This is a genomic window from Streptomyces sp. NPDC045431 (assembly GCF_040646655.1).
In the GTDB taxonomy this organism is placed as follows: domain Bacteria; phylum Actinomycetota; class Actinomycetes; order Streptomycetales; family Streptomycetaceae; genus Streptomyces.
In genome coordinates, this window is sequence record NZ_JBEZAQ010000035.1 from 1 (window position 1) to 20,874 (window position 20,874).

General features: G+C 74.2%; 19 protein-coding genes and 1 riboswitch. Of the genes, 16 read left to right on the plus strand and 3 right to left on the minus strand.

Annotated elements, in window-relative coordinates; all coding sequences use genetic code 11:
- Nucleotides 1-274: 274 nt before the first annotated feature.
- Complete coding sequence (locus AB0A69_RS33365) at nucleotides 275-613, plus strand: transglycosylase family protein (RefSeq protein WP_361429797.1); 339 nt, start codon at nucleotides 275-277, stop codon at nucleotides 611-613.
- A 28-nt stretch (nucleotides 614-641) separates the two neighbouring features.
- Here the strand turns inward: AB0A69_RS33365 and AB0A69_RS33370 are convergent, their stop codons facing one another.
- Nucleotides 642-3,365, minus strand: coding sequence for a SpoIIE family protein phosphatase (locus tag AB0A69_RS33370; RefSeq protein ID WP_361429799.1), 2,724 nt, complete (start codon nucleotides 3,363-3,365; stop codon nucleotides 642-644).
- Between the two features lie 285 nt (nucleotides 3,366-3,650).
- On the opposite strand from AB0A69_RS33370, the gene AB0A69_RS33375 reads away from it, so the two are divergent.
- From AB0A69_RS33375 to AB0A69_RS33440, 14 genes are all read left to right on the plus strand, one after another.
- Nucleotides 3,651-4,961, plus strand: a complete 1,311-nt coding sequence (locus AB0A69_RS33375) for an alpha/beta fold hydrolase (protein WP_361429801.1) — start codon at nucleotides 3,651-3,653, stop codon at nucleotides 4,959-4,961.
- An 88-nt stretch (nucleotides 4,962-5,049) separates the two neighbouring features.
- Nucleotides 5,050-5,805 carry a PIG-L deacetylase family protein gene (locus tag AB0A69_RS33380; protein WP_361429803.1) on the plus strand — a complete coding sequence of 252 codons (756 nt, stop codon included), beginning with the start codon at nucleotides 5,050-5,052 and terminating at the stop codon, nucleotides 5,803-5,805.
- 135 nt (nucleotides 5,806-5,940) lie between these two features.
- Entirely contained in the window at nucleotides 5,941-6,930 is a 990-nt protein-coding gene (locus AB0A69_RS33385) for an NADPH:quinone oxidoreductase family protein (protein ID WP_361429805.1), read from the plus strand.
- Entirely contained in the window at nucleotides 6,927-8,114 is a 1,188-nt protein-coding gene (locus tag AB0A69_RS33390) for an acyl-CoA dehydrogenase family protein (RefSeq protein ID WP_361429807.1), read from the plus strand. Before AB0A69_RS33385 ends, AB0A69_RS33390 begins: the two co-directional genes overlap by 4 nt.
- Entirely contained in the window at nucleotides 8,093-9,205 is a 1,113-nt protein-coding gene (locus AB0A69_RS33395; RefSeq protein WP_361429809.1) for an acyl-CoA dehydrogenase family protein, read from the plus strand. The genes AB0A69_RS33390 and AB0A69_RS33395 overlap by 22 nt, the downstream gene beginning before the upstream one ends.
- An 87-nt stretch (nucleotides 9,206-9,292) precedes the next feature.
- Nucleotides 9,293-10,897, plus strand: coding sequence for an ABC transporter substrate-binding protein (locus AB0A69_RS33400; protein WP_361429811.1), 1,605 nt, complete (start codon nucleotides 9,293-9,295; stop codon nucleotides 10,895-10,897).
- Nucleotides 10,898-10,935: 38 nt separating this feature from the next.
- Nucleotides 10,936-11,901 (plus strand): ABC transporter permease, encoded by a 966-nt coding sequence (locus AB0A69_RS33405; RefSeq protein ID WP_361429830.1) that lies wholly within the window; start codon nucleotides 10,936-10,938, stop codon nucleotides 11,899-11,901.
- Nucleotides 11,894-12,760, plus strand: coding sequence for an ABC transporter permease (locus AB0A69_RS33410; RefSeq protein ID WP_361429813.1), 867 nt, complete (start codon nucleotides 11,894-11,896; stop codon nucleotides 12,758-12,760). The genes AB0A69_RS33405 and AB0A69_RS33410 overlap by 8 nt, the downstream gene beginning before the upstream one ends.
- Nucleotides 12,761-12,801: 41 nt before the next feature.
- On the plus strand, nucleotides 12,802-13,734 hold the full coding sequence (locus AB0A69_RS33415; protein WP_361429832.1) for an ABC transporter ATP-binding protein: 933 nt from the start codon (nucleotides 12,802-12,804) through the stop codon (nucleotides 13,732-13,734).
- Entirely contained in the window at nucleotides 13,727-14,389 is a 663-nt protein-coding gene (locus AB0A69_RS33420) for an ATP-binding cassette domain-containing protein (protein WP_361429815.1), read from the plus strand. Before AB0A69_RS33415 ends, AB0A69_RS33420 begins: the two co-directional genes overlap by 8 nt.
- Nucleotides 14,390-14,486: 97 nt before the next feature.
- A complete protein-coding gene (locus AB0A69_RS33425; protein WP_361429817.1) occupies nucleotides 14,487-15,359 on the plus strand; it encodes an ANTAR domain-containing protein in 873 nt (290 codons plus the stop codon).
- A 202-nt stretch (nucleotides 15,360-15,561) separates the two neighbouring features.
- Nucleotides 15,562-16,467 carry a phosphatidylinositol-specific phospholipase C/glycerophosphodiester phosphodiesterase family protein gene (locus AB0A69_RS33430; RefSeq protein ID WP_361429819.1) on the plus strand — a complete coding sequence of 302 codons (906 nt, stop codon included), beginning with the start codon at nucleotides 15,562-15,564 and terminating at the stop codon, nucleotides 16,465-16,467.
- Between the two features lie 125 nt (nucleotides 16,468-16,592).
- The gene (locus AB0A69_RS33435) at nucleotides 16,593-16,787 is read left to right on the plus strand and encodes a hypothetical protein (protein WP_355361474.1); all 195 of its coding nucleotides are present in this window, start codon (nucleotides 16,593-16,595) and stop codon (nucleotides 16,785-16,787) included.
- 181 nt (nucleotides 16,788-16,968) lie between these two features.
- Nucleotides 16,969-17,415 carry a peptidoglycan-binding domain-containing protein gene (locus tag AB0A69_RS33440; RefSeq protein WP_361429822.1) on the plus strand — a complete coding sequence of 149 codons (447 nt, stop codon included), beginning with the start codon at nucleotides 16,969-16,971 and terminating at the stop codon, nucleotides 17,413-17,415.
- A gap of 85 nt (nucleotides 17,416-17,500) precedes the next feature.
- Here AB0A69_RS33440 and AB0A69_RS33445 read toward each other — a convergent pair whose 3' ends face one another.
- Both AB0A69_RS33445 and AB0A69_RS33450 read right to left on the minus strand, forming a co-directional pair.
- A complete protein-coding gene (locus AB0A69_RS33445; protein ID WP_361429824.1) occupies nucleotides 17,501-18,721 on the minus strand; it encodes a phosphodiester glycosidase family protein in 1,221 nt (406 codons plus the stop codon).
- 140 nt (nucleotides 18,722-18,861) lie between these two features.
- Nucleotides 18,862-19,680 carry an AAC(3) family N-acetyltransferase gene (locus AB0A69_RS33450; protein ID WP_361429826.1) on the minus strand — a complete coding sequence of 273 codons (819 nt, stop codon included), beginning with the start codon at nucleotides 19,678-19,680 and terminating at the stop codon, nucleotides 18,862-18,864.
- A gap of 122 nt (nucleotides 19,681-19,802) precedes the next feature.
- Nucleotides 19,803-19,891: riboswitch (ZMP/ZTP riboswitch) on the plus strand.
- A gap of 21 nt (nucleotides 19,892-19,912) precedes the next feature.
- On the opposite strand from AB0A69_RS33450, the gene AB0A69_RS33455 reads away from it, so the two are divergent.
- The gene (locus AB0A69_RS33455; RefSeq protein ID WP_361429828.1) at nucleotides 19,913-20,779 is read left to right on the plus strand and encodes a bifunctional 5,10-methylenetetrahydrofolate dehydrogenase/5,10-methenyltetrahydrofolate cyclohydrolase; all 867 of its coding nucleotides are present in this window, start codon (nucleotides 19,913-19,915) and stop codon (nucleotides 20,777-20,779) included.
- Nucleotides 20,780-20,874: the final 95 nt, after the last annotated feature.

Sequence of the window (20,874 nt, forward strand, 5' to 3'; positions counted from 1 at the left end):
GTGACACCCAGGACGACGAGGCCCTGCAGTCGATCCGGTCGAACGTGAACCAGATCGCCACCCAGGTGATCACCCTCGGGGACATCCGCAAGGACCGCCGCGTCCTGGCCCCGCTCCGTACGGGCGCGCTGACCGACGCTCCCCGCGCGCGAATTGTCGATAGATCGACCACAACAGCCCGATGGGCGCAACTGCGCGTGCCGGTTCCCGGACCCGGTTCTACGGTCGGAGCACCCTGCCCGTCCGTGGCAGGTCCCCGAGGGAGAGGACGCCCATGTCCCGTCGTCGTACGAACTCGCTGCTCCTGACCGTGCTCGCCGCCCACGCCGCGGTCCTGCTCGCCGCGCCCGCCGCCCCGGCCGCCGCCCACGCCGCGCCACGCGTCGACTGGGACGCCATCGCGCAGTGCGAGTCCAGCGGCAACTGGAAGGCCAACACGGGCAACGGCCACTACGGCGGGCTGCAGTTCACCCAGTCCAGCTGGGAGGCGGCGGGAGGCCGCAAGTACGCGCCCCGGGCGGACCTCGCCACCAGGAGCGAGCAGATCGCGACCGCCAAGCGGCTCGCCGCCCAGCAGGGCATGGGCGCCTGGAGCTGTGCCCACCGCGGGTAGCGCCCGCCCCGTCGGACCGGCCCCCCGGTCACCACGACAGGTCGTCGAGCAGCAGCTCCGCCACCGGTTGCGGTCCGCCGGTCAGCGGTTGCTCCGTCCACATCACCTTCCCCGTGGGCGTGTACCGCGTCCCCCACCGCCCCGCGAACTGCGACACCAGGTACAGTCCGCGCCCGCCCTCGTCCGTCGTCGCCGCGCGCCGCAGGTGCGGCGAGGTGCTGCTGCCGTCGGACACCTCGCAGATCAGGCTGCGTTCGCGCAGCAGCCGTACGTGGATGGGCTCGGACCCGTACCGGATCGCGTTGGTGATCAATTCGCTGAGCATCAGCTCCGTGGTGAACCCGATGTCGCCCAGGCCCCACGCCTCCAGCTGGCGGCCGCACGCGGCGCGGACCGGCGCGACGGCCGCGGGGTCGGCGGGCACGTCCCAGTCCGCCACCCGGTCCCGTTCCAGCAGCCGGGTGCGCGCCACCAGCAGCGCGATGTCGTCCCTGCGGTGCGGGGGCAGCATCGCGCTGAAGACGGCCTGGCAGGTCTCCTCCGCCGTCCGGTCCGCCCGGTGCCCGGCCAGCGTGTCGCACAGCAGCCGCAGACCGGTGTCGACGTCGCGGTCGCGGTGTTCGATGAGGCCGTCGGTGTACAGCACCAGCCGGCTGCCCTCCGGCAGCCGCATCTCCGCCGTCTCGAACGGTCCGCCGCCGAGGCCCAGCGGCGGGAAGACGGGCACCGGGGGGAAATCCACCGTCCCGTCCGGCATGACCAGCGCCGGGGCGAAGTGCCCGGCCGTCGCCATGCTGCAGCTCCCGGACACCGGGTCGTAGACGGCGTACAGACAGGTGGCGCCCGTGATGCCGTCGCCGCTGCCGTCGCCCGCCTCCTCCTCGTCGATGCGGGAGGCCAGCTCGTCCAGATGGCCCAGCAGCTCGTCCGGCGGCAGGTCCAGGGCCGAGAAGTTGTGCACCGCCGTACGCAGCCGGCCCATCGTGGCGGCGGCGTGCAGGCCGTGCCCCACCACATCGCCGACCACCAGCGCGACCCGCGCGCCCGGCAGGGGGATCACGTCGAACCAGTCGCCGCCCACCCCGGCCTGCGCCGGCAGATAGCGGTACGCGACCTCCAGCGCCTCCTGTTCGGGCAGCACCCGGGGGAGCAGGCTCCGCTGCAGCGTGACGGCCATGGTGTGCTCGCGGGTGAACCGGCGGGCGTTGTCGATCGCCACGGCGGCGCGGGCGGCCAGCTCCTCCGCGAAGGCCAGGTCCTCCTCCTCGAACCGTTCGGGCCGCTCCGAGCGCCAGAAGTTGGCCATGCCCATCACCACGCCCCGCGCCTGCAGGGGCACCGCGATCAGGGAGTGGATGCCGTACGCAAGCGCCCTGTCGGCCCCCTCGGGGTCCTGGGCCCGCCAGCCGTGCGCCACCCTCAGGTCCGCCTCCAGCGCCGCGTGCCCGGTCGCCAGCGCCGCCGCCATCGGCGTCGTCGGATCGTCGAACCTGATCAGGTCGCCCACCGGCTGCAGCGGCGGGTCCTCGCGGATGCCGCTCACCGCCGCCCGCCGCATCTCGGTGTGCTCGTCGGTCGGCTCCTCGCCGCGCAGCACCGGGTCCAGCAGCTCCACCGTGACGAAGTCCGCGAACCGGGGGACCGCCACCTCCGACAGCTCCTCCGCGGTCCGCCGCACGTCCAGCGTGGTGCCGATCCGCACCCCCGCCTCGTACAGCAGCTTCAGCCGCTCCCGGGCCACCTCCGCCGTACCCGACAGGGCGCGCAGCTCGGTGGTGTCGCGGAGCGTCGCGACCGTGCCGGAGGCGCCGCCGTACGGGGCCGTGGGGCGGGTGTTCACGGCCAGCAGCCGGTCGGCGGCCAGGTGCACCTCGTCGGTGACGGTACGGCCCGAGGCCAGCAGCTCCGCGATGTCCTCGTCCAGACCCAGCTCGGTGACGCGGCGCCCCTCGGCCGCCGCCGGCAGCTCCAGCAGCCTGCGCGCCTCGTCGTTGGCGAGCGTCAGGCGGCCGTCGCCGCCGATCAGGATCACGCCCTCGCGCACGGCGTGCAGGACGGCGTTGTGGTGCTCGTACATCCGGGTCATCTCGGTGGGGCCGAGGCCGTGCGTCTGGCGGCTCAGCCGCCGGCTCACCAGCGCGGAGCTGCCGACGGCCAGGGCCAGCGCGCCGGCCGCGGAGACGAGCAGCACCGGCAGGTGGCGGTTGACGGCCGCCCCGACGTTCTCGATCTCCACCCCGGCGCTCACCAGGCCCACGATGGTGCCGTCCGGGCCCTCGACGGGCACGACGGCCCGCGCCGCGTCGTTCGGGGCACCCTCGAAGATCTCCGCGAACGGCGTCCCCCCGGCGGCCCGCTCGACGCCCTCGGCACGCGTGCCGACCAGCGACGGGTCGGTGTCGACGAGGCGCGTGCCGTCCGGTGTCATCACCACGAAGAAGTCCACGCCCGCGCCGCGCCGCGCCTCCTCGGCGTGCGCCCGCAGGGCCGCCGCCGGGTCCGGCGACGTCAGGGCCCGCGCGGTGCCCGGGGCGTCCGCGAAGGACTCGGCGGCGGCGAGCGACCGGCTCTTCGCCTCCTGCTCGCCGTCGTGCCGCTCCTGGTACGCGAGCGCGACCACCGCGGCGACGATCAGCAGCACCGCGACGACGACCTGCAGCAGCAGCACCTGCCCGGCCACGCTGCGGGCCCGCAGCAGGGAACGGAGCCGGGCGCCCGACACGCGCCTGGGTCGTCCGAGACGTCCGTTCATGCCCCATTTCTAGCATCGGACCCCTGGGGGCAGCGACCGCGTGCGGGGGCGTCCGGGCCCGTCGGGTCAGACCGCCGGCCTCCCCGGGAGCCGGCGCAGCCGGACCGCTGGAAGGGCCACCGGGGGCTCCACCCTGGTGCGGGACACGGTCATGATCACCGTACGGGCCGCGCGGGCTCGCGAGCGGAAGCCCCCCGGTCACAAGGCCCCTGGTCAGGGCGGGTCCCGGCCTGTGGTGGACTGGGCGGCGCACCACCGCACAGCCAGAAGGTGACAGGAGCCGCGTTGACCAGCTACCGCCAGCCCGGGGTCGTCCTCACCGACCACCGCTTCACCGTCCCACTCGACCACGGCGACCCCTCCGGCGCGCACATCGAGCTGTACGGCCGCGAGGTCGTGGCCTCCGGGAGCGTGGGCGCCGACCTGCCGTGGCTGCTCTACCTGGAGGGCGGCCCCGGCTTCGGCGCCCGCCGTTTCGTCGGCGCCCAGGCGTGGCTGGGCCGCGCCGTCCAGGAGTTCCGGGTGCTGCTCCTCGACCAGCGCGGCACCGGCCGCTCCACCCCCGCCAACCGGCAGACCCTGCCCCTGCACGGCGGCCCCGCCGCCCAGGCCGACTACCTTGCGCACTTCCGCGCCGACTCCATCGTGCGGGACTGCGAACTGGTCCGGCACCGGCTGACGGGCGGCGCCCCCTGGACCGTGCTCGGCCAGAGCTTCGGCGGCTTCTGCGCCACCCACTACCTGTCCGCCGCCCCGGAGGGCCTGCGGACCGTCCTCATCACCGGCGGCCTGCCCTCGCTGGACGCCCGCGCCGACGACGTCTACCGCGCCTCCTACCCCCGCATGCGGCGCAAGGCCGAGGACCACTACGCCCGCTACCCGCAGGACGTCGAACGCGCCCGCCGTATCGCCGCCCACCTCGCCGAGCACCGCACGGTCCTGCCGGGCGGCCACGTGCTGACCCCGGAGGCCTTCCAGTCGCTGGGCATCCTGCTCGGCGGCGGGGACGGCAGCCACCGCCTCCACTACCTGCTGGAGAACGCCTTCGTCCGCGGCGCCGGCGGCCCGGTCCTCTCCGACGCCTTCCAGGAGGACGTGCGGGCGGCGCTGTCGTTCGCGGCGCACCCGCTGTACGCCCTGCTGCACGAGGCCATCTACGCCCAGGGCGCCGCTCGCGGCCAGGGCCCCACGGCGTGGGCGGCCGAGCGGGTGCGCGGGGAGTTCCCGGAGTTCGACGCCGCCAAGGCCCTGGAGGGCGACGGACCGCTGCTCTTCACCGGCGAGACCATCCACCCCTGGCACTTCGACACCGACCCGGCCCTGCGGCCCCTGCGCGAGACCGCCGAACTGCTCGCCGCCCGCGAGGACTGGACGCCGCTGTACGACGCCGAGCGCCTCGCCGCCACCGCCGTACCGGTCGCCGCCGCCGTGTACCACGACGACCTGTACGTCGACACGGCGCACTCGCTCGCCACCGCGCGGACGATCCGGGGCCTGCGGACGTGGGTGACCGACGAGTTCGAACACGACGGGCTCCGCGCGGGCGGCCACCGCGTCCTGGACCGGCTGCTCGCCCTGGCGCGAAACGAGATCTGACGGCGACCCGACAGCGACCTGACGGCGCGCTCTGACAGCGACCTGACGGGGCGTCGGCGCCGATCGGCTCCGCCCGTATCCTGCGCCCATGACTGATCGAGCAACCGGTGAACCGGCCGCCCAGCTCCAGCCCATGCCCGAGGACTGGCAGCGCGCCCTCGCCGTCGTCGCCCACCCCGACGACCTCGAATACGGGTGCGCCGCCGCCGTCGCCGCCTGGACCGACGCCGGGCGCGAGGTGACGTACGTCCTCGCGACCCGCGGCGAGGCGGGCATCGACACCATCGACCCCGCGACCTGCGGGCCGCTGCGGGAGCGGGAGCAGCGGGCCGGCGCGGCGGTCGTCGGCGTCTCGGAGGTGGAGTTCCTCGACCACAGGGACGGCGTCGTGGAGTACGGCCTCGGCCTGCGCCGGGACATCGCCGCCGCGATCCGCCGCCACCGCCCCGAGCTCGTCATCACCCTCAACCACCGCGACACCTGGGGCGGCGTCGCCTGGAACACCCCGGACCACGTCGCCGTCGGCCGCGCCACGCTCGACGCGGCGGCCGACGCGGGCAACCGCTGGATCTTCCCCGAGCTCGTCGAGCAGGGCCTCCAGCCGTGGGACGGGGTGCGCTGGGTGGCGGTCGCCGGCTCCGTCAGCCCCACCCACGCCGTGGACGCGACGCCCGGCCTGGAGCGCGCCGTGCGCTCGCTGCTGGAACACCGCGCGTACATCGAGGCGCTGACGGACCAGGACCCGGAGGAGTACGTCCGTGCCTTCCTCACAGGCAACGCGCAGGCCGCCGCGGCGCGGTTCGGCGGGCGCCCGGCCGTGGCCTTCGAGGTCTTCAGCCGCTGACGTACCGCCGTAGCGGCACATCCCGAGGCCCCGGTGGGCGGGTGCGCCACCGGGGCCCGCCTCTTCCCCGACCGGCAAGCGACCGCTTAGTATGCGCTCCATCGTGGTTCCGTCCGACCCCTAGTGGAGGCCCGCATGCAGGCATGGCGCGTACACCGCAACGGTGAGCCGAGCGAGGTGATGCGGCTCGACGAGGTGGACCGGCCCACGCCCGGCGAGGGGCAGCTGCTGCTGAAGGTCCGGGCCGCGAACATCAACTTCCCGGACGCCCTGCTGTGCCGGGGCCACTACCAGGTGCGCCCGCCCCTGCCGTTCACGCCCGGCGTGGAGGTCTGCGGTGAGACCGAGGACGGCCGCCGCGTGATCGCCACGCCCGCGCTGCCGTACGGCGGCCTCGCCGAGTACGCCGTCGCCGACGCGGCCGCCGTGCTGCCCGCGCCCGATGCCCTCGACGACGCCGAGGCCGCCGCCCTCCACATCGGCTACCAGACCGGCTTCTTCGGACTGCACCGCAGGGCCGGGCTCCGCGAGGGCGAGACGCTCCTCGTCCACGCCGCCGCCGGCGGGGTCGGCAGCGCCGCCGTACAGCTGGGCAAGGCGACCGGCGCCACCGTCATCGGCGTCGTCGGCGGCGCCGACAAGGCCGCCGTCGCCCGCGAACTCGGCTGTGACCTGGTCATCGACCGGCGCACCGACGACATCGTCGCCGCCGTGAAGGACGCCACCGGCGGCCGGGGCGCCGACGTCGTCTACGACCCGGTCGGCGGCGACGCGTACGCCAAGTCCGCCAAGTGCGTGGCGTTCGAGGGCCGGATCGTCGTCGTCGGCTTCGCGAGCGGCGACATCCCGGCGCCCGCCCTCAACCACGCCCTCGTCAAGAACTACTCGATCCTCGGCCTGCACTGGGGCCTGTACAACCAGCAGGACCCCGAGGCCGTCCGCCGCTGCCACGACACGCTCACCGAGTACGCCGCCAAGGGGCTGATCAAGCCACTGATCAGCGACCGGGTCGGCTTCGCGGACGCGGCGGCCGCCGTGCAGCGCGTCGCCGACGGCACCACGACGGGTCGCCTCGTCGTCCTCCCGGCCGCAGGGGAAGCCGTCACGGAAGGAGCCGCCAAGTGACCGACGCCGCCGAACTGCGCGCACGCACGCGCGCGTTGCTGGAGGCCCACCCCCCGGCCACCACCGACCGCGCCGACTTCCTCGCGGCCCGCTTCGACGCCGGGCTCGCCTGGGTCCACTACCCCGTCGGCCTCGGCGGCCTCGACGCGCCGCGCTCCCTCCAGGCCGTCGTCGACGCCGAGCTGGCGGCCGCCGGAGCGCCCGACAACGACCCGCGCCGCATCGGCATCGGGCTCGGCATGGCGGCCCCGACGATCCTCGCGTACGGCACCGAGGAGCAGAAGCGCCGCTTCCTCCGCCCCCTGTGGCTGGGGGAGGAGGTCTGGTGCCAGCTGTTCAGCGAGCCCGGCGCCGGCTCCGACCTCGCCGCGCTCGCCACCCGGGCGGTCCGGGACGGGGACGGCGGCGACTGGGTGGTCAACGGGCAGAAGGTGTGGACCTCCAGCGCCCACGTGGCCCGCTGGGCGATCCTCATCGCCCGCACCGACCCCGACGTGCCCAAGCACCGTGGCATCACCTACTTCCTGTGCGACATGACCGACCCGGGCGTCGAGGTGCGGCCGCTGCGCCAGATCACCGGCGAGGCCGAGTTCAACGAGGTCTTCCTCACCGACGTCCGCATCCCCGACGCCCACCGCCTCGGCGAGGTCGGCGAGGGGTGGAAGGTCGCCCAGACCACGCTGAACAACGAGCGGGTCGCCATCGGCGGCGCCCGCATCCCGCGCGAGGGCGGCATGATCGCCACCGTCGCGCGCACCTGGCGCGACCGCCCCGAGCTGCGCACCCACGACCTCCACCAGCGCCTGCTCGACCTGTGGGTGGACGCCGAGGTCGCCCGGCTGACCGGCGAGCGGCTGCGCCAGCAGCTCGCCGTCGGCCAGCCCGGCCCCGAGGGCAGCGGCATGAAGCTCGCCTTCGCCCGCCTCAACCAGCAGATCAGCGGCCTGGAGGTGGAACTTCTCGCCGAGGAGGGCCTGTTGTACGGGGACTGGACCATGCGCCGCCCCGAGCACGTCGACTTCACCGGCCGCGACGCCGGCTACCGCTACCTCCGCTCCAAGGGCAACTCCATCGAGGGCGGCACGAGCGAGGTGCTCCTCAACATCGTCGCGGAACGCGTCCTCGGCCTGCCCGCCGAGCCGCGCAACGACAAGGACGTCGCATGGAAGGACCTGGCGCGATGACGGACCTGCTGTACACCGAGGAGGAGAACGACCTCCGGGCCGCCGTACGGTCCCTCCTCGCCGGCCGCTCCGACCCGGCCGCCCTGCCCGCGCGCGTCGAGGCGGGCACGCCGTACGACCCCGCCGTCTGGCGGGGACTCGCCTCCGACATGGGCGCGGCCGGGCTCCTCGTCCCCGAGAAGTCCGGCGGACAGGGCGCCACGCACCGCGAGGCCGCCGTCGTCCTGGAGGAGCTGGGCCGCGCGGTCACGCCCGCGCCGTACCTCACCAGCGCGGTCGTCGCGACCGAGACGCTGCTGGCCGTCGACGCCCGGGACCTCCTGACGGAGCTGGCCGCCGGCCGCAAGGTCGCGGTCCTCGCCGTCCCGCTCGCCGCCGGGCCCGGTGACGACCCGGTCACCACGGCGACCGGCGCCTCCGGGGCCGTCCCGGGGCCGGTCTCCGGGGTCGCCGACGCCGTCCGCGCCGACGTCCTGCTCGTGGTGCGCCCCGACGGGCTGTACGCGGTCGACGCCGCCGACGCCGAGGTCGTGCCGCAGACCCCGCTGGACCTGACCCGGCCCCTCGCCACCGTGACCGCCGACGTGGGCGGCACCCGCCTCGCGGACGCAGGCGCCGCCCGCGCGGCCGTCCGCCGCGGCCTGCTCGCCGGGGCCGGCCTGCTCGCCTCCGAGCAGCTCGGCGTGGCCGAGTGGTGCCTGGAGGAGACGGTCCGGCACACCCGCGAGCGCCACCAGTTCAACCGCCCCGTCGGCTCCTTCCAGGCGCTCAAGCACCGCATGGCGCAGCTCTGGCTGGACGTCGCGAGCGCCCGGGCCGCCGCCCGGAGCGCCGCCGACGCGCTCGCCACCGCCGCCCCCGACGCACCGCTCGCCGTGGCCGTCGCCCAGGTGTACTGCTCGCGCGTCGCGGTGCGCGCCGCCGAGGAGTGCGTCCAGCTGCACGGCGGCATCGGCATGACCTGGGAACACCCCGCGCACCTCTACCTCAAGCGGGCCAAGGCCGACCAGATCGCGCTCGGCTCGGCGGGGCACCACAAGCGCACCCTCGCCGAGCTGGTGGACCTTCCCGCCCCCGAGATGGCCGGGTAAGGACCGCGGTACGTGCCCACCCCTCTACATGATGTTTAATTGCGAATCGCTCGCAACAACATCCGATCTTCAAGAGGGGTGCGGACCATGACCGCCCGATCCATACGCGCCATACGCGGCACGGCCGCCGCGACGCTGGCCGGGGCCCTGGCCCTCACCGCGGCGGCCTGCTCCAACCCCACCCCGGGGGAGAAGAACCACGGCGCCGGGGACAGCGCGGTCGTCGGCATCGCGTACGAACCCGAGACGCTCAGCCCCCTCCTCGGCTACGGCAAGGACGGCAACTCCAAGATCTTCGACGGGCTGCTCGCCTTCGACGGCGACATGAAGCTCCAGCCCGCCCTCGCCGCCGAGCTGCCCGAGGTGAGCGCGGACGGCCTGACGTACACGTACAAGCTCCGCAAGGGCGTCACCTTCAGCGACGGCAAGCCGTTCAGCGCCAAGGACGTCGTCTTCACCTACCGGACCATCCTCGACGCGAAGACGAACAACCCCTCGAAGACCGAGCTCGACGCCCTCAAGGACGTCAAGGCGGTCGGCGACGACACGGTCGTCTTCACGCTCAAGTACCCGTACGCGCCCTTCGCCGAGCGCACGGTCCTCGCCATCGCCCCCGAGCACATCGCGGCCAAGCAGGACGTCAACTCCGGCCCCTTCACCACCAAGCCCATCGGCACCGGCCCCTACATCCTCACCGGCTGGTCCAAGGGCGAGAAGCTCAGCTTCAAGGCCAACCCCCACTACTGGGGCGGCGCGCCGAAGGTGGAGAAGTTCACCATGGCGATCATCAAGGACGACGACGTCCGCGCCACCCGCCTGCGCTCCGGCGACCTCGACGGCGCGATCCTGCCGCCCAACCTCGCCAAGGGCTTCAAGAACGACGGCGGCAAGAAGACCTATGAGGCCACGACGTACGACTACCGGACCGTGACCCTGCCCACCCACAACAAGGTCACCGGCGACACCGCCATCCGCCGCGCCCTCGACGTCGCCGTCGACCGCCAGGCCATGGTCGACAAGATCCTCGAAGGCGCCGGCAAGCCCGCCTACGGCCCGGTCCCCACCGACAGCGAGTGGTTCACCAAGGGCACCGAGCGCCCCCACGACCTGGGACAGGCGAAGAAGATCCTCGACGAGGCGGGCTGGAAGCCCGGCCCCGACGGCATCCGCGTCAAGGACGGCGTCCGCGCCGCCTTCCCGCTCTGGTACCTCTCCGGCGACAAGCTCCGCCAGGAGCACGCCCTCGCCTACGCCTCCGACGCCAAGAAGGCCGGCATCGACATCACCACCCAGGCCGGCACGTGGGAGGTCATCCAGCCGCGCATGAAGCAGGACGCGGTCCTCGCGGGCGGCGGCTCGCCCGGCGACCCCGACTTCGACCAGTACCTGCTGCTGAAGTCCTCCCTCGGCGGCGACGGCTTCAACAACATGGCCTGGTACGACAACCCGGCCGTCGACAAGGCGTTGGACGACGGCCGCAAGACCAACGACAAGGCCGCCCGGAAGGCCGCCTACGACACCGTCCAGCGCGAGCTGGTGAAGAACCCCGGCTACACCTTCCTCACCCACATCGACCACGTGTACGTCCTCACCACCTTCTGGGACGGCCTGTCCACGCAGGTCGAGCCGCACGACCACGGCCTCGCCTCCGGCCCTTGGTGGAACGTCGAGGACTGGACCCCGAAGAAGTGACCCTCAAGCAGGCCGGCCGCCGCCTCCCCTGGGGGGCGATGGCCCGGATGGCGGGGCGGCGGGCGCTGTTCGCCGTCCCCGTCCTCCTCATCGTGACGTTCGGGGTCTTCGCCGTCGCCGCGGCCTCCCCCTTCGACCCCGTCAAGGCGTACGCCGGCACCGCCGGACTCACCGCCTCCCAGGAGAACCTCGACCAGCTGCGCGCCAACCTCGGCGTCGACCAGCCGCTCGTCCCGCGCTGGTGGGACTGGCTCACCGGCGCCGCCACCGGCGACCTCGGCGACTCCAGCGTCATGCGCCAGCCCGTCGCCGACGTCATCGGCGAACGCATCGGCTGGTCCGTGCTGCTCGCCGCCACCGCCTTCGCCGTCGCCATCCTCCTCGGCACCGGCCTGGGCGTGCTCGCGGCACGGCGGCAGGGCGGCTGGCTCGACCGGTGCGCCACCTCCGCCGCGTACACCCTGGAAGCCGCCCCCGCCTTCTGGCTCGGGCTGCTCGCCATCTGGTTCTTCGCGCTCGAACTGGGCGTCCTGCCGCCCGGCGGTCTCACCGACACCGCCAGCGACACCGTCACCTTCCAGCAGGTCGCCTCCCACCTGGTCCTCCCCGCGCTCGTGCTGGGCGTCTCCCAACTGCCGTGGTTCTTCCTGTACGTACGGCAGGGCGTCGCCGACGCGCTCGACGAGGACCCGGTGCGCGGCGCACGCGCACGCGGCCTCGGGGAGCGGACCGTGCTGCTCGGGCACGCGCTGCGGTCCGGGATGCTGCCGATGCTCACACTCATCGGTTCACGCGTGCCGGAACTGATCACGGGCGCCTTGCTTGTTGAGTCGGTTTTCAGCTGGCCGGGCATCGCGGCCGCGACCGTGCAGGCCGCCACCTCCGTCGACTTCCCGCTCCTCGCCGCACTCACCGTGCTCGCCACGGCCGCGGTGCTGCTGGGCAACCTCCTCTCCGACCTGCTGTACGGGCTCGCCGACCCGAGGGTGGGCTTCGATGGCTGACGTCCTCTGGCGCTCCCACGGGCGCACCCGCCGCTCCACCCGCACCGTACGGGTCGCGGTCTCCGCCGTGATCGTCGCGGCGGTCGTCCTCGCCGTGCTCGTCGTACCGCCGCTGGTGCGGCTCGACCAGCAGGCCGTCGACCTGGCGCTGAAGCTCCAGCCGCCGTCCTGGGCCCACCCCTTCGGCACCGACGACGTCGGCCGCGACCTGCTCCTGCGCTGCGTGTACGGGCTGCGCGTCTCGCTCCTCGTCGGGCTCGTCGCGGCGCTCGTCGCCACCGTCATCGGCACGGCCGTGGGCGCGGCCGCCGCCGCCTTCGGCGGCTGGACCGACCGGCTCCTCATGCGGCTCGTCGACACCTTCGCCTCCGTACCGCACCTGCTGCTCGGCATCTTCATCGTGGCGATGTTCCGCCCCGGCGTGTGGCCCGTCATCGTCTCCGTCGCGCTCACGCACTGGCTGTCCACCGCCCGGATCGTCCGCTCCGAGGTGCTGTCACTGCGCGCGCGCCCCTACATCGACGCGGCGATCTCGGGCGGCGCCTCGCGGTGGCGCGTGACCGTCCGGCATCTGCTGCCGGCCGTGTTGCCGCAGGCGGGGCTCGCGGCCGTGCTGATGGTGCCGCACGCCATGTGGCACGAGTCGGCGCTGTCCTTCCTGGGGCTGGGCCTGCCGCCCCACCAGGCGAGCCTCGGCAACCTGGTGCAGACGGCGCGCGGTTCGCTGCTCGCCGGCGACTGGTGGCCGACGCTCTTCCCCGGCCTGTTCCTGATCATCCCGACGCTCGCCATCGCCGGCCTGGCCGGTGCCTGGCGGGAACGGCTCAACCCACGCCGCCGATCGGAGCTGATGCTGTGAGCCCCGTGAGCTCCGTGACTCCCGTCCTCTCCGTACGGGAGATGTCCGTACGCTTCCGGATGCGCGGCGGCCGCCACATCGCCGCCGTCAGCGGCGCGAGCTTCGACCTGGCAGCGGGGGAGTGCCTCGCCCTCGTCGGCGAGAGCGGCTGCGGCAAGTCCGTCCTCGCCTCCGCCCTGCTCGGTCTGCTGCCCGGCAACGCGCAGACCGCCGGCACGGCGGTGATCGACGGCATCGACGTGCTCTCCGCCGACGAGCGCGTCCTCGCCCGTACGGTACGGGGCCGGCGTATCGGTCTCGTACCGCAGTCCCCGGCCGCGCACCTCACCCCCGTACGCACCGTACGGGCGCAGCTGGAGGAGACCCTGCGCGAGCTGGCCGGCACACCGCGGGCGGACCTCCGCGCGGCGGCCGTCGCGGCCGCGGAACGGGCCTCCTTCCCGCCCCGCCTCCTGGACCACCATCCGCACGAACTCTCCGGCGGCCAGGCGCAGCGCGCCGCCACCGCCCTCGCGCTCGTCGGCGACGCGCCGCTCCTGCTCGCCGACGAGCCGACCACCGGCCTCGACCGCGACCTGGTCGACCGCACCGTGGACGAACTGCGCCGCCACGCCGACGAGGGCCGTGCGCTGCTGATGATCACCCACGACCTGGCCGCCGCCGAGCGGATCGCCGACCGGGTCGCCGTGATGTACGCCGGCCGGATCGTGGAACTCACCGCCGCCGACCGCTTCTTCGGCGCCCCCGGCCCCCGCCACCCGTACGCGCGCGGCCTGCTCGCCGCCCTCCCCGAGCGGGACTTCGCCCCCATCCCGGGCCTGCCCCCGGAGCTGGGCGCCCTGCCCGACGGCTGTGCCTTCGCCGCCCGCTGCGACCGCGCGACGGACGCCTGCGGGACGGTGCCGCGCCTCCAGGACGGCGTCGCCTGCCACCACGCCCACACCGCGGCCGCCGAGGAGCCGACCCGTGCTTGAACTCGACGCCGTCACCGCCGGATACGACCCGCGCACGCCCGTCTTCCGCGGCGCCTCGCTGACCCTCGCGCCCGGCGAGTCCGTCGGCCTCCTCGGGCCCAGCGGCTGCGGCAAGTCGACCCTCGCGCGGGTGGCCGCACTGCTGCACCGCCCGGACGCGGGCCGCGTCACCGTCGACGGCGAGCCCGTACGCGGCTGGCGCCACCGCGCGCCGCGCGAGCTGCGCACCGCCATCGGCGTCGTCTTCCAGCAGCCCCGCCTCTCCGCGGACCCCCGGCTGCGGCTGCGCGACCTGATCGCCGAGCCGCTGCGCGCCACCGGCCGCCGCGCCGGGGCCGAGGACCGCACGGCCGAGCTGGCCCGCACGGTGGGCCTCACCGACGACCTGCTCGCCCGCCGCCCGCACGAGGTCAGCGACGGCCAGCTCCAGCGCGCCTGCCTCGCCCGCGCCCTGGTGCTGCGCCCGCGCTGGCTGGTCTGCGACGAGATGACCGCGATGCTCGACGCCTCCACGACCGCCGCGCTGGTCGCCGCCGTCGAGACGTACCGCCGTGAGCACGGCGCCGGACTCCTCGCCGTCGGCCACGACCGGGTCCTGCTGGAGCGCTGGTGCGACCGTACGGTGGACTGGGCGGAGTGCGTGCGCGGGGCATGACCAGCGGCTGGCTCGCCGTGCCCTTCGAGTGTCGCCGGACCACCCCGGTGAGTGACCACACAGTGTGATCCGCGCGGACCGGGGCAGGCGCGCCTCCATGACCGACACCCCCCGGCCCGGTGCGTGGGACACCGACGGCACGAGCGCCCTGGAGGAGCTGGCGCGGTTGCGCGACGAAGTGCGGCACCTGCGTGTCCAGGCCCGTAACCGCCCCCTGATCGCCCAGGCGCAGGGCATCCTCCGCGAGCGCTACCGGCTGGCGGACGCGGAGGCCGCGTTCGCGCTGATGCAGTCCGCCTCGCAGCGCTTCAACGTCAAGCTGCGCACCCTCGCCGAGGCCGTGGTGCGGCTGGCCCGGCCGGACCACGGGGCGGAGCGCTGGTTCCCGGGCCGGGCCCGGCGCCCCGCCCCGAGCCTGGACCTCCTCGCCATCGACGACGCGGCACGCGCGCACCGCAGCGCCGTGCTCCAGGCGACGCTCTCGCAGACGCTGGCGGTCACGGCCACGGACATGGGCAACGTCCAGATCGGGGACCACGCCACGGGCGGGCTGTGGCTGGAGAAGCACGCGGGACTGAGCGAGGAGTTCGTGAGCTTCTTCCAGTACGTCGGGGACGACGGCACCGCCTGTGCGCAGGCGGCGCGGGACATGGCCCAGGTCACCGTCCGCGACGTCGGCACCGCCCCGGTGTTCACCGAGGAAGCCCGCCAGGCGGTCCTCGACGCGGGCAGCCGCTCCGTGCACAGCGTGCCCCTGGTGAGCGACGGCCGCTGCATCGGGATGGTCTCCGCCCACTTCGCACGCCCCATCCAGGAGCTCCATGCCGCCCAGCTCAAGGCCCTGGACCGGACCGGCCGCCAGGTGGGGCGCTGGCTGGACTGGTACGACCGCACGGTGGTCCTCGACGCGCTCGAGTACCTGCACGCCGTGGCACGTCACCCCGGCATGACACGCGCCCGGCGCCGGTGAGGACGCCCGCGGCACGCGTGCCGCGTCGGCCAACTGCGAGCGAGAGTGACCCGGTTGTCCGGACGGAGCCGCATACTCGGCACCGTCCCCCTAGGGGTGTCTTGTCGACCAGGCCCGATCAGGCCCGATCAGTGAGCGGCACCAGGCGTCGCGAGCCCGGCAAGATCGGCAAGACACCCCCTAGCACCCCCGGGAGGTCCTCATGGCGCCACTGTCCCGCCGGTCCGCCGTCGCCGCCTTCGCCACGCTCACCGCAGCCGCCCCCTTAGGGGGTGTCCTGCCCGCACAGCGGGCCGCCGCCGCGCACCGGGCGGCGCCCGTCAGGCCGCTCCGCCGCGCCCACGCGCACAACGACTACCTTCACCAGCGCCCGCTCCACGACGCCCTCGCGCACGGCTTCACCAGCGTCGAGGCGGATGTCTTCCTGGTCGGCGGCGACCTGCTCGTCGCCCACGAGCCCTGGCAGCTCGACCCCACCCGTACGCTCCGCTCCCTGTACCTCGATCCGCTGCTCGCGCGCGTGAGGGCCCACCACGGGACGGTGTACGCCGGTTACCGCGAGCCCGTACAGCTGCTCATCGACATCAAGGCGGACGGCGCGGCCGCCTACCGCGCACTGCACCGCCAACTCGTGCCGTACCGGCGCATGCTCAGCACCTTCGTGCACGGCACCGTACGGCCCGGCGCCGTCACGGCCGTCGTCTCGGGCGACCGCGCGGCCCGCGCCCCCATGGAGGCGCAGCCCGTGCGGTACGCCTTCTACGACGGCCGCCTGGGCGACCTCGGCACCGCGGCCCCGGCCTCCTTCGTCCCGCTGATCAGCGCCCACTGGAACCAGGGCTTCACCTGGCAGGGCACCGGCCCCTTCCCCGAGGCCGAGCGGGCCCGCCTCCACGCCCTCGTCACCGCCGCACACCGGGCCGGACAGCGCGTACGGTTCTGGGCCACCCCGGACCACCCGGGAGCGGCCCGCGACGCCCTCTGGACGGAGCTGCTCGCCGCCCGCGTCGACCACCTCAACACCGACGACCTCGCCGGGCTCGCGGCCTTCCTGCGGCGTACGGACGGCGGCGGGAACGGCAAGGGGACCGGTACGGGCGCCGCGTAACGGGTCGTGGCCGGTTAATACCCGTTCGGCCGACGTGCCGTACGGCCGTACGGCGCCCCCGCTCCGCCAGACTGGCCGCCGAATGCCGCACACCCCACGCGGCAACTGGCCGAGGAGGGCGACACATGGCCGTATCCGTCTCCGTGGTGCTGCTTTTGCTGGTCCTGGCGGTGATCTTCCTGCGCAACGGAGGCCTGAAGCTCTCCCACGCGCTGGTCTGCGCTCTGCTCGGCTTCTTCATGGCGAGCACCAGCCTGGCCCCGACCATCTACAACGGCGTCTCCGCCACGGCCGACGTGGTCAGCAGCCTCAAGCCGTAGCCGCGTCTCACGTCAGGAGGCCGGAGAGCCGCGACTGGCGCAAAGCGCGTGGCTGAATCGTCTTCAGGGGGCGCCCTGATGTGCACGGACACCGAGAACCCTAGCCTTCCTTGCGAGCGGGCCGAGGCACGGGTTTCCGGCGGCTCGGCCCGGGCCATCGCCCATCGACGGAGGTACACCCATGTCCATACTCACCGGAGCCCGGCGCGTCGCCGCTGCGGGACTCGGCTCCGTACTGCTCGCGACGGGAGTGGTCGCCGTGACGGCCACCCAGGCCCAGGCCGCCACCCCCATCTGCAGCAAGACCGTCACCAAGACGTGGACGGACGGGTACGGCAACAGGTTCTCCGGTCCTGTGGCGGCTTCGTCCACCGGATCCCTGAACTGCCAGCTGGGCCCGGGCAACAGCAGCTCGGCCGTCAAGGCACTGCAGAACTCCATCAACCGGTGCTACAGCTTCGCCAAGATCGATGTGGACGGCGTCTACGGCTCCGGGACCAAGGCCGCCGTAGCCAAGGTGCAGCGCTACCACGGCATCTCCGCCGACGGTCTCTACGGGCCGAGCACCCGGGCGGTCTTCAACTGGATCATCACCGGTTCCAAAGGACCGGCCTGTCACGACTTCTGAACAAAAGGAGGCCGGCACTGCCCAGGGGTGGTGCCGGCCTTTCAGTGGGTGGAGGGGCCGCTGGACCGCACGTACGGGACAGCCCTCAGGACGCCGGTTTGACGAAGATCCCGATGCCGTTCGGCACGGCCCGCTGCACCCCGCCGCTGGGATGGTTGAGGACGCTCACCTTCGTCGCCCCCTCCTGCCGCGCCACCAACGTCGACGAGCCGCCGCCGTCCAGGTTGACGGCGTCCGAGGCGCCCAAGCCCTTCATGGTCGCGGCCAGTTCGGACACGGTCAGCCCCGACCGGAAACCCGGCCCGCCGTCCAGGGCGAGCAGCAGCAGGCGGGTGCCGTCACCGCCGACGCCCGCCGCCGTGCGTACCGCCGCCGTCACGCCGTCCAGCCCGCCCAGCGGCTCCCCGCCGCGCAGTACCGGGAACCCGCCCACGGCGAAGCGGTACGACGCCGTCGACGCGTCACCGGCCGCCACCAGCTTGTGCCGGACGCTCACCAGGTCCCCGACCGCCAGCTTGCGCAGCTCCCGCGCGCCCTCCTCCCGCCCCACCAGGACCTCGGTACCGGACTCGATCACGCCCCTGCCGGGCGTCTCGGCGACCGCCTCGACCTTGCCGCCGCGTACCGTCACCTCGTACGTCTCCTTGCTGCACGGCGCGGAGCGCTGGGTGTCCGTGCCGCAGGTGGCACGCACGCGTGAGGCACCGCCCCAGTCCTTGGTGAACACCCCGACGGACCCCACCGGCAGCGCGTACTGGTTCAGCCCGCCGAGCGGCAGCTCCCCGTGCGGCGTCGACACGGCCCCCTCCAGGGCCAGTTCCCCGACCCGGGCCCTGCCGTCCTCGCCCACCCCCAGCACCTGACGGGTGCTCGTCCCGGGCGGCAGGGCGGGCCCGAACCGCTGTCCGTTCGGTACCGCCGCCTTCAGCGGACGGCCGTCCGCGACCGCGGGGCCGACCGGTGCGCCGGTGGCCTCCACGCCCGGGTGCTGGGCCTCGGTGATGTGGAAGAAGTCGCCGTTGACCCCGGCCGTCGCGCCCGCGCCGTCGGCGAGCACGGACAGTGCCGACCGTGCCGCGACCACCCCCGGATACAGCAGCCCGGCCGACACGCGCGCGTCCGCCAGGTCCGCCGACAGCACATGCGCCCTCGCCGTCCCGCGCGCTGACGGGATGTCGAGCGTGCGGTACTCGACGCCCGTCGCGATCCGGGACCAGGCCGCGGCGGGCGCCGCGGGCGGGGCGCCCACCAGCCCCGCGCTCAGCAGGGCGGCCACCAGCAGCAGAGCCGTACGCGTGCGCGTCACAATCCCCCCAGGGAAGGAAGTAGGTCGGGGCAACGGAGCACCTCACTCGGGTCTCGAAAGAGCTGCCCCGCCCCGGGCGTCCGCGAACCGGCCGACCGACGACGGATCAGAAAACGTCCGCCGTACGGGTGTCGCGCCGGTCACCCGTACGCGCGGTTGCGCTCCAGCCACCCCTTGGCGTAGTCCACGGCGGGCGCCAGCTCCACCAGCCGGCACGTCGGCGCCGAACCGACCGGGCCCCGCCGTACGGCTCCGGGACGGTCGCGCTCCAGGTCCGCCCCGAGGGCGGCGAAATCGCCGTCGTCCAGAGCCACGTCCTCGTACGCCCACCAACGCCGCACCCCGCCCTCGCGGATGACACACCGGTAGGTGCGGCGCGGTGGCCGCGCGACCCGGTACTCCCCGAGGTGGAACGCCGTGCACCGGTCGAACCCGGTGCCCAGCAGCAGGATCCGTGCCCCCATGTCGTACAGCCGGGCCAGTGGCGAAGCCTCCCCCAGATGGCAGTCGGGACGGTGGCCGGACACCACCCGTTCGGCGTGCGGGCCCAGCGCCGCGAAGGACGTCTGCGGATGGGCGCTGCGCACCGCGCCGGCCGTCGTGCGCACGAGCTCGGGCAGTACCCCGACCCCGGCGTCCGAGGGCATGGCCGCAGCGTCGTACGCCGGCATCGCCTCCCGCACCGCCGCGCGCTCCGCCTCCGCGAGACCCCGCACCCGTTCCCGGTACGCCGGTGACGTGTCCGAGTTGCGGGCGGTGAAGGTGGGCACCACCACGGTGCCGTCCGCGCCGAGCGCCCCGCACAGCGCCCGGAGCACGGTCTGACCGCCCCCCGCCACCGGGCCCACCGCCCGCAGCGACGCGTGCGCCAGCACCACCCCGCCCGGCCGCACCCCCAGGGCGGCGAGCTGGGCGCGCAGCCGTTCCTCGGTGTGCGGTCCGCTTCCGGCCTCGTCCACGTCGTCTCTCGTCCCCCCTCCTGCGCAAGGGCTGGTGCGCGGTCATCGTAGGGGGCGGACCACGCCCGTCCCCGCGGGAGCGAAGCCGTTCAGGACACCGTTCGATTCCGTGGCGTAGAGTGGGCGCGGGCCGTGACTGGCGCTGGGGTGGAGTACCACCGGGGAGCGGCCTGACGGACCGACGTCGATGCCGCGCGCCTGGGCGAGCCACCGCGACGCTCGGGAGTCCCCAATGTCCACGACCTCGTCCACCGCCCGCCTCATGGACGGCAGCGGCCTCGCCCGCCGGCTCGTCGAGGAGACCGCCGCCCGCGCGGCCGAGCTCACCCGCCGCACCGGCACCCGGCCCTGCCTCGCCACCGTCCTGGTCGGCGAGGACCCGGCCTCGGTGACGTACGTCAAGATGAAGCGCGCCCGCTGCGAGAAGGCCGGAATCCGCTCCCGGCACGTCGAACTGCCCGCCGCGACCACCACCGCCGAACTCGTCGCCACCCTCCGCTCGCTGTCGGCGGACCCGGAGGTGCACGGCATCCTGCTCCAGCACCCGGCCGGCCCGCACATCGACGAGCGGGCCGCCTTCGAGGCCATCGACCCCGCCAAGGACGTCGACGGCGTGACCATCAGCTCCTTCGCGACGATGAGCTTCGGCCTGCCCGGATTCGTCTCCTGCACCCCGGGCGGCATCATGCGCCTGCTCGACGCGTACGACGTCGACCCGGCCGGCAAGCGGGCCGTCGTCGTGGGCCGCAGCGCCATCCTCGGCAAGCCCGCCGGCATGCTGCTGCTCGCGCGCAACGCCACTGTGACGTACTGCCACTCGTACACGCCCGCCGCCGACCTGTCGGCGGCCGTACGGGAGGCCGACATCGTGGTCGCCGCCGTCGGGCGGCCCCGCTTCATCAAGGGCGAGGACATCAAGCCCGGCGCCGTCGTGATCGACGCCGGCTACAACGAGGGCAACGTCGGCGACGTCGACTTCGAGACGGCGGCCACCCGAGCGAGCCTGATCACCCCGGTGCCGGGCGGCGTCGGACCGATGACCATCGCACTGCTCCTCGCGCAGACGGTGGACGCGGCGGAGCGGCAGCTCGGCGCGTAACCCCGGGTCCCCGGCCGGTGGCGGCCTCGGCGTCCTCGTCGGTGAAGGTGAGCGGGACGCCGGAGTAGCGGATCACGGTACGGAAGGTGGCGTCG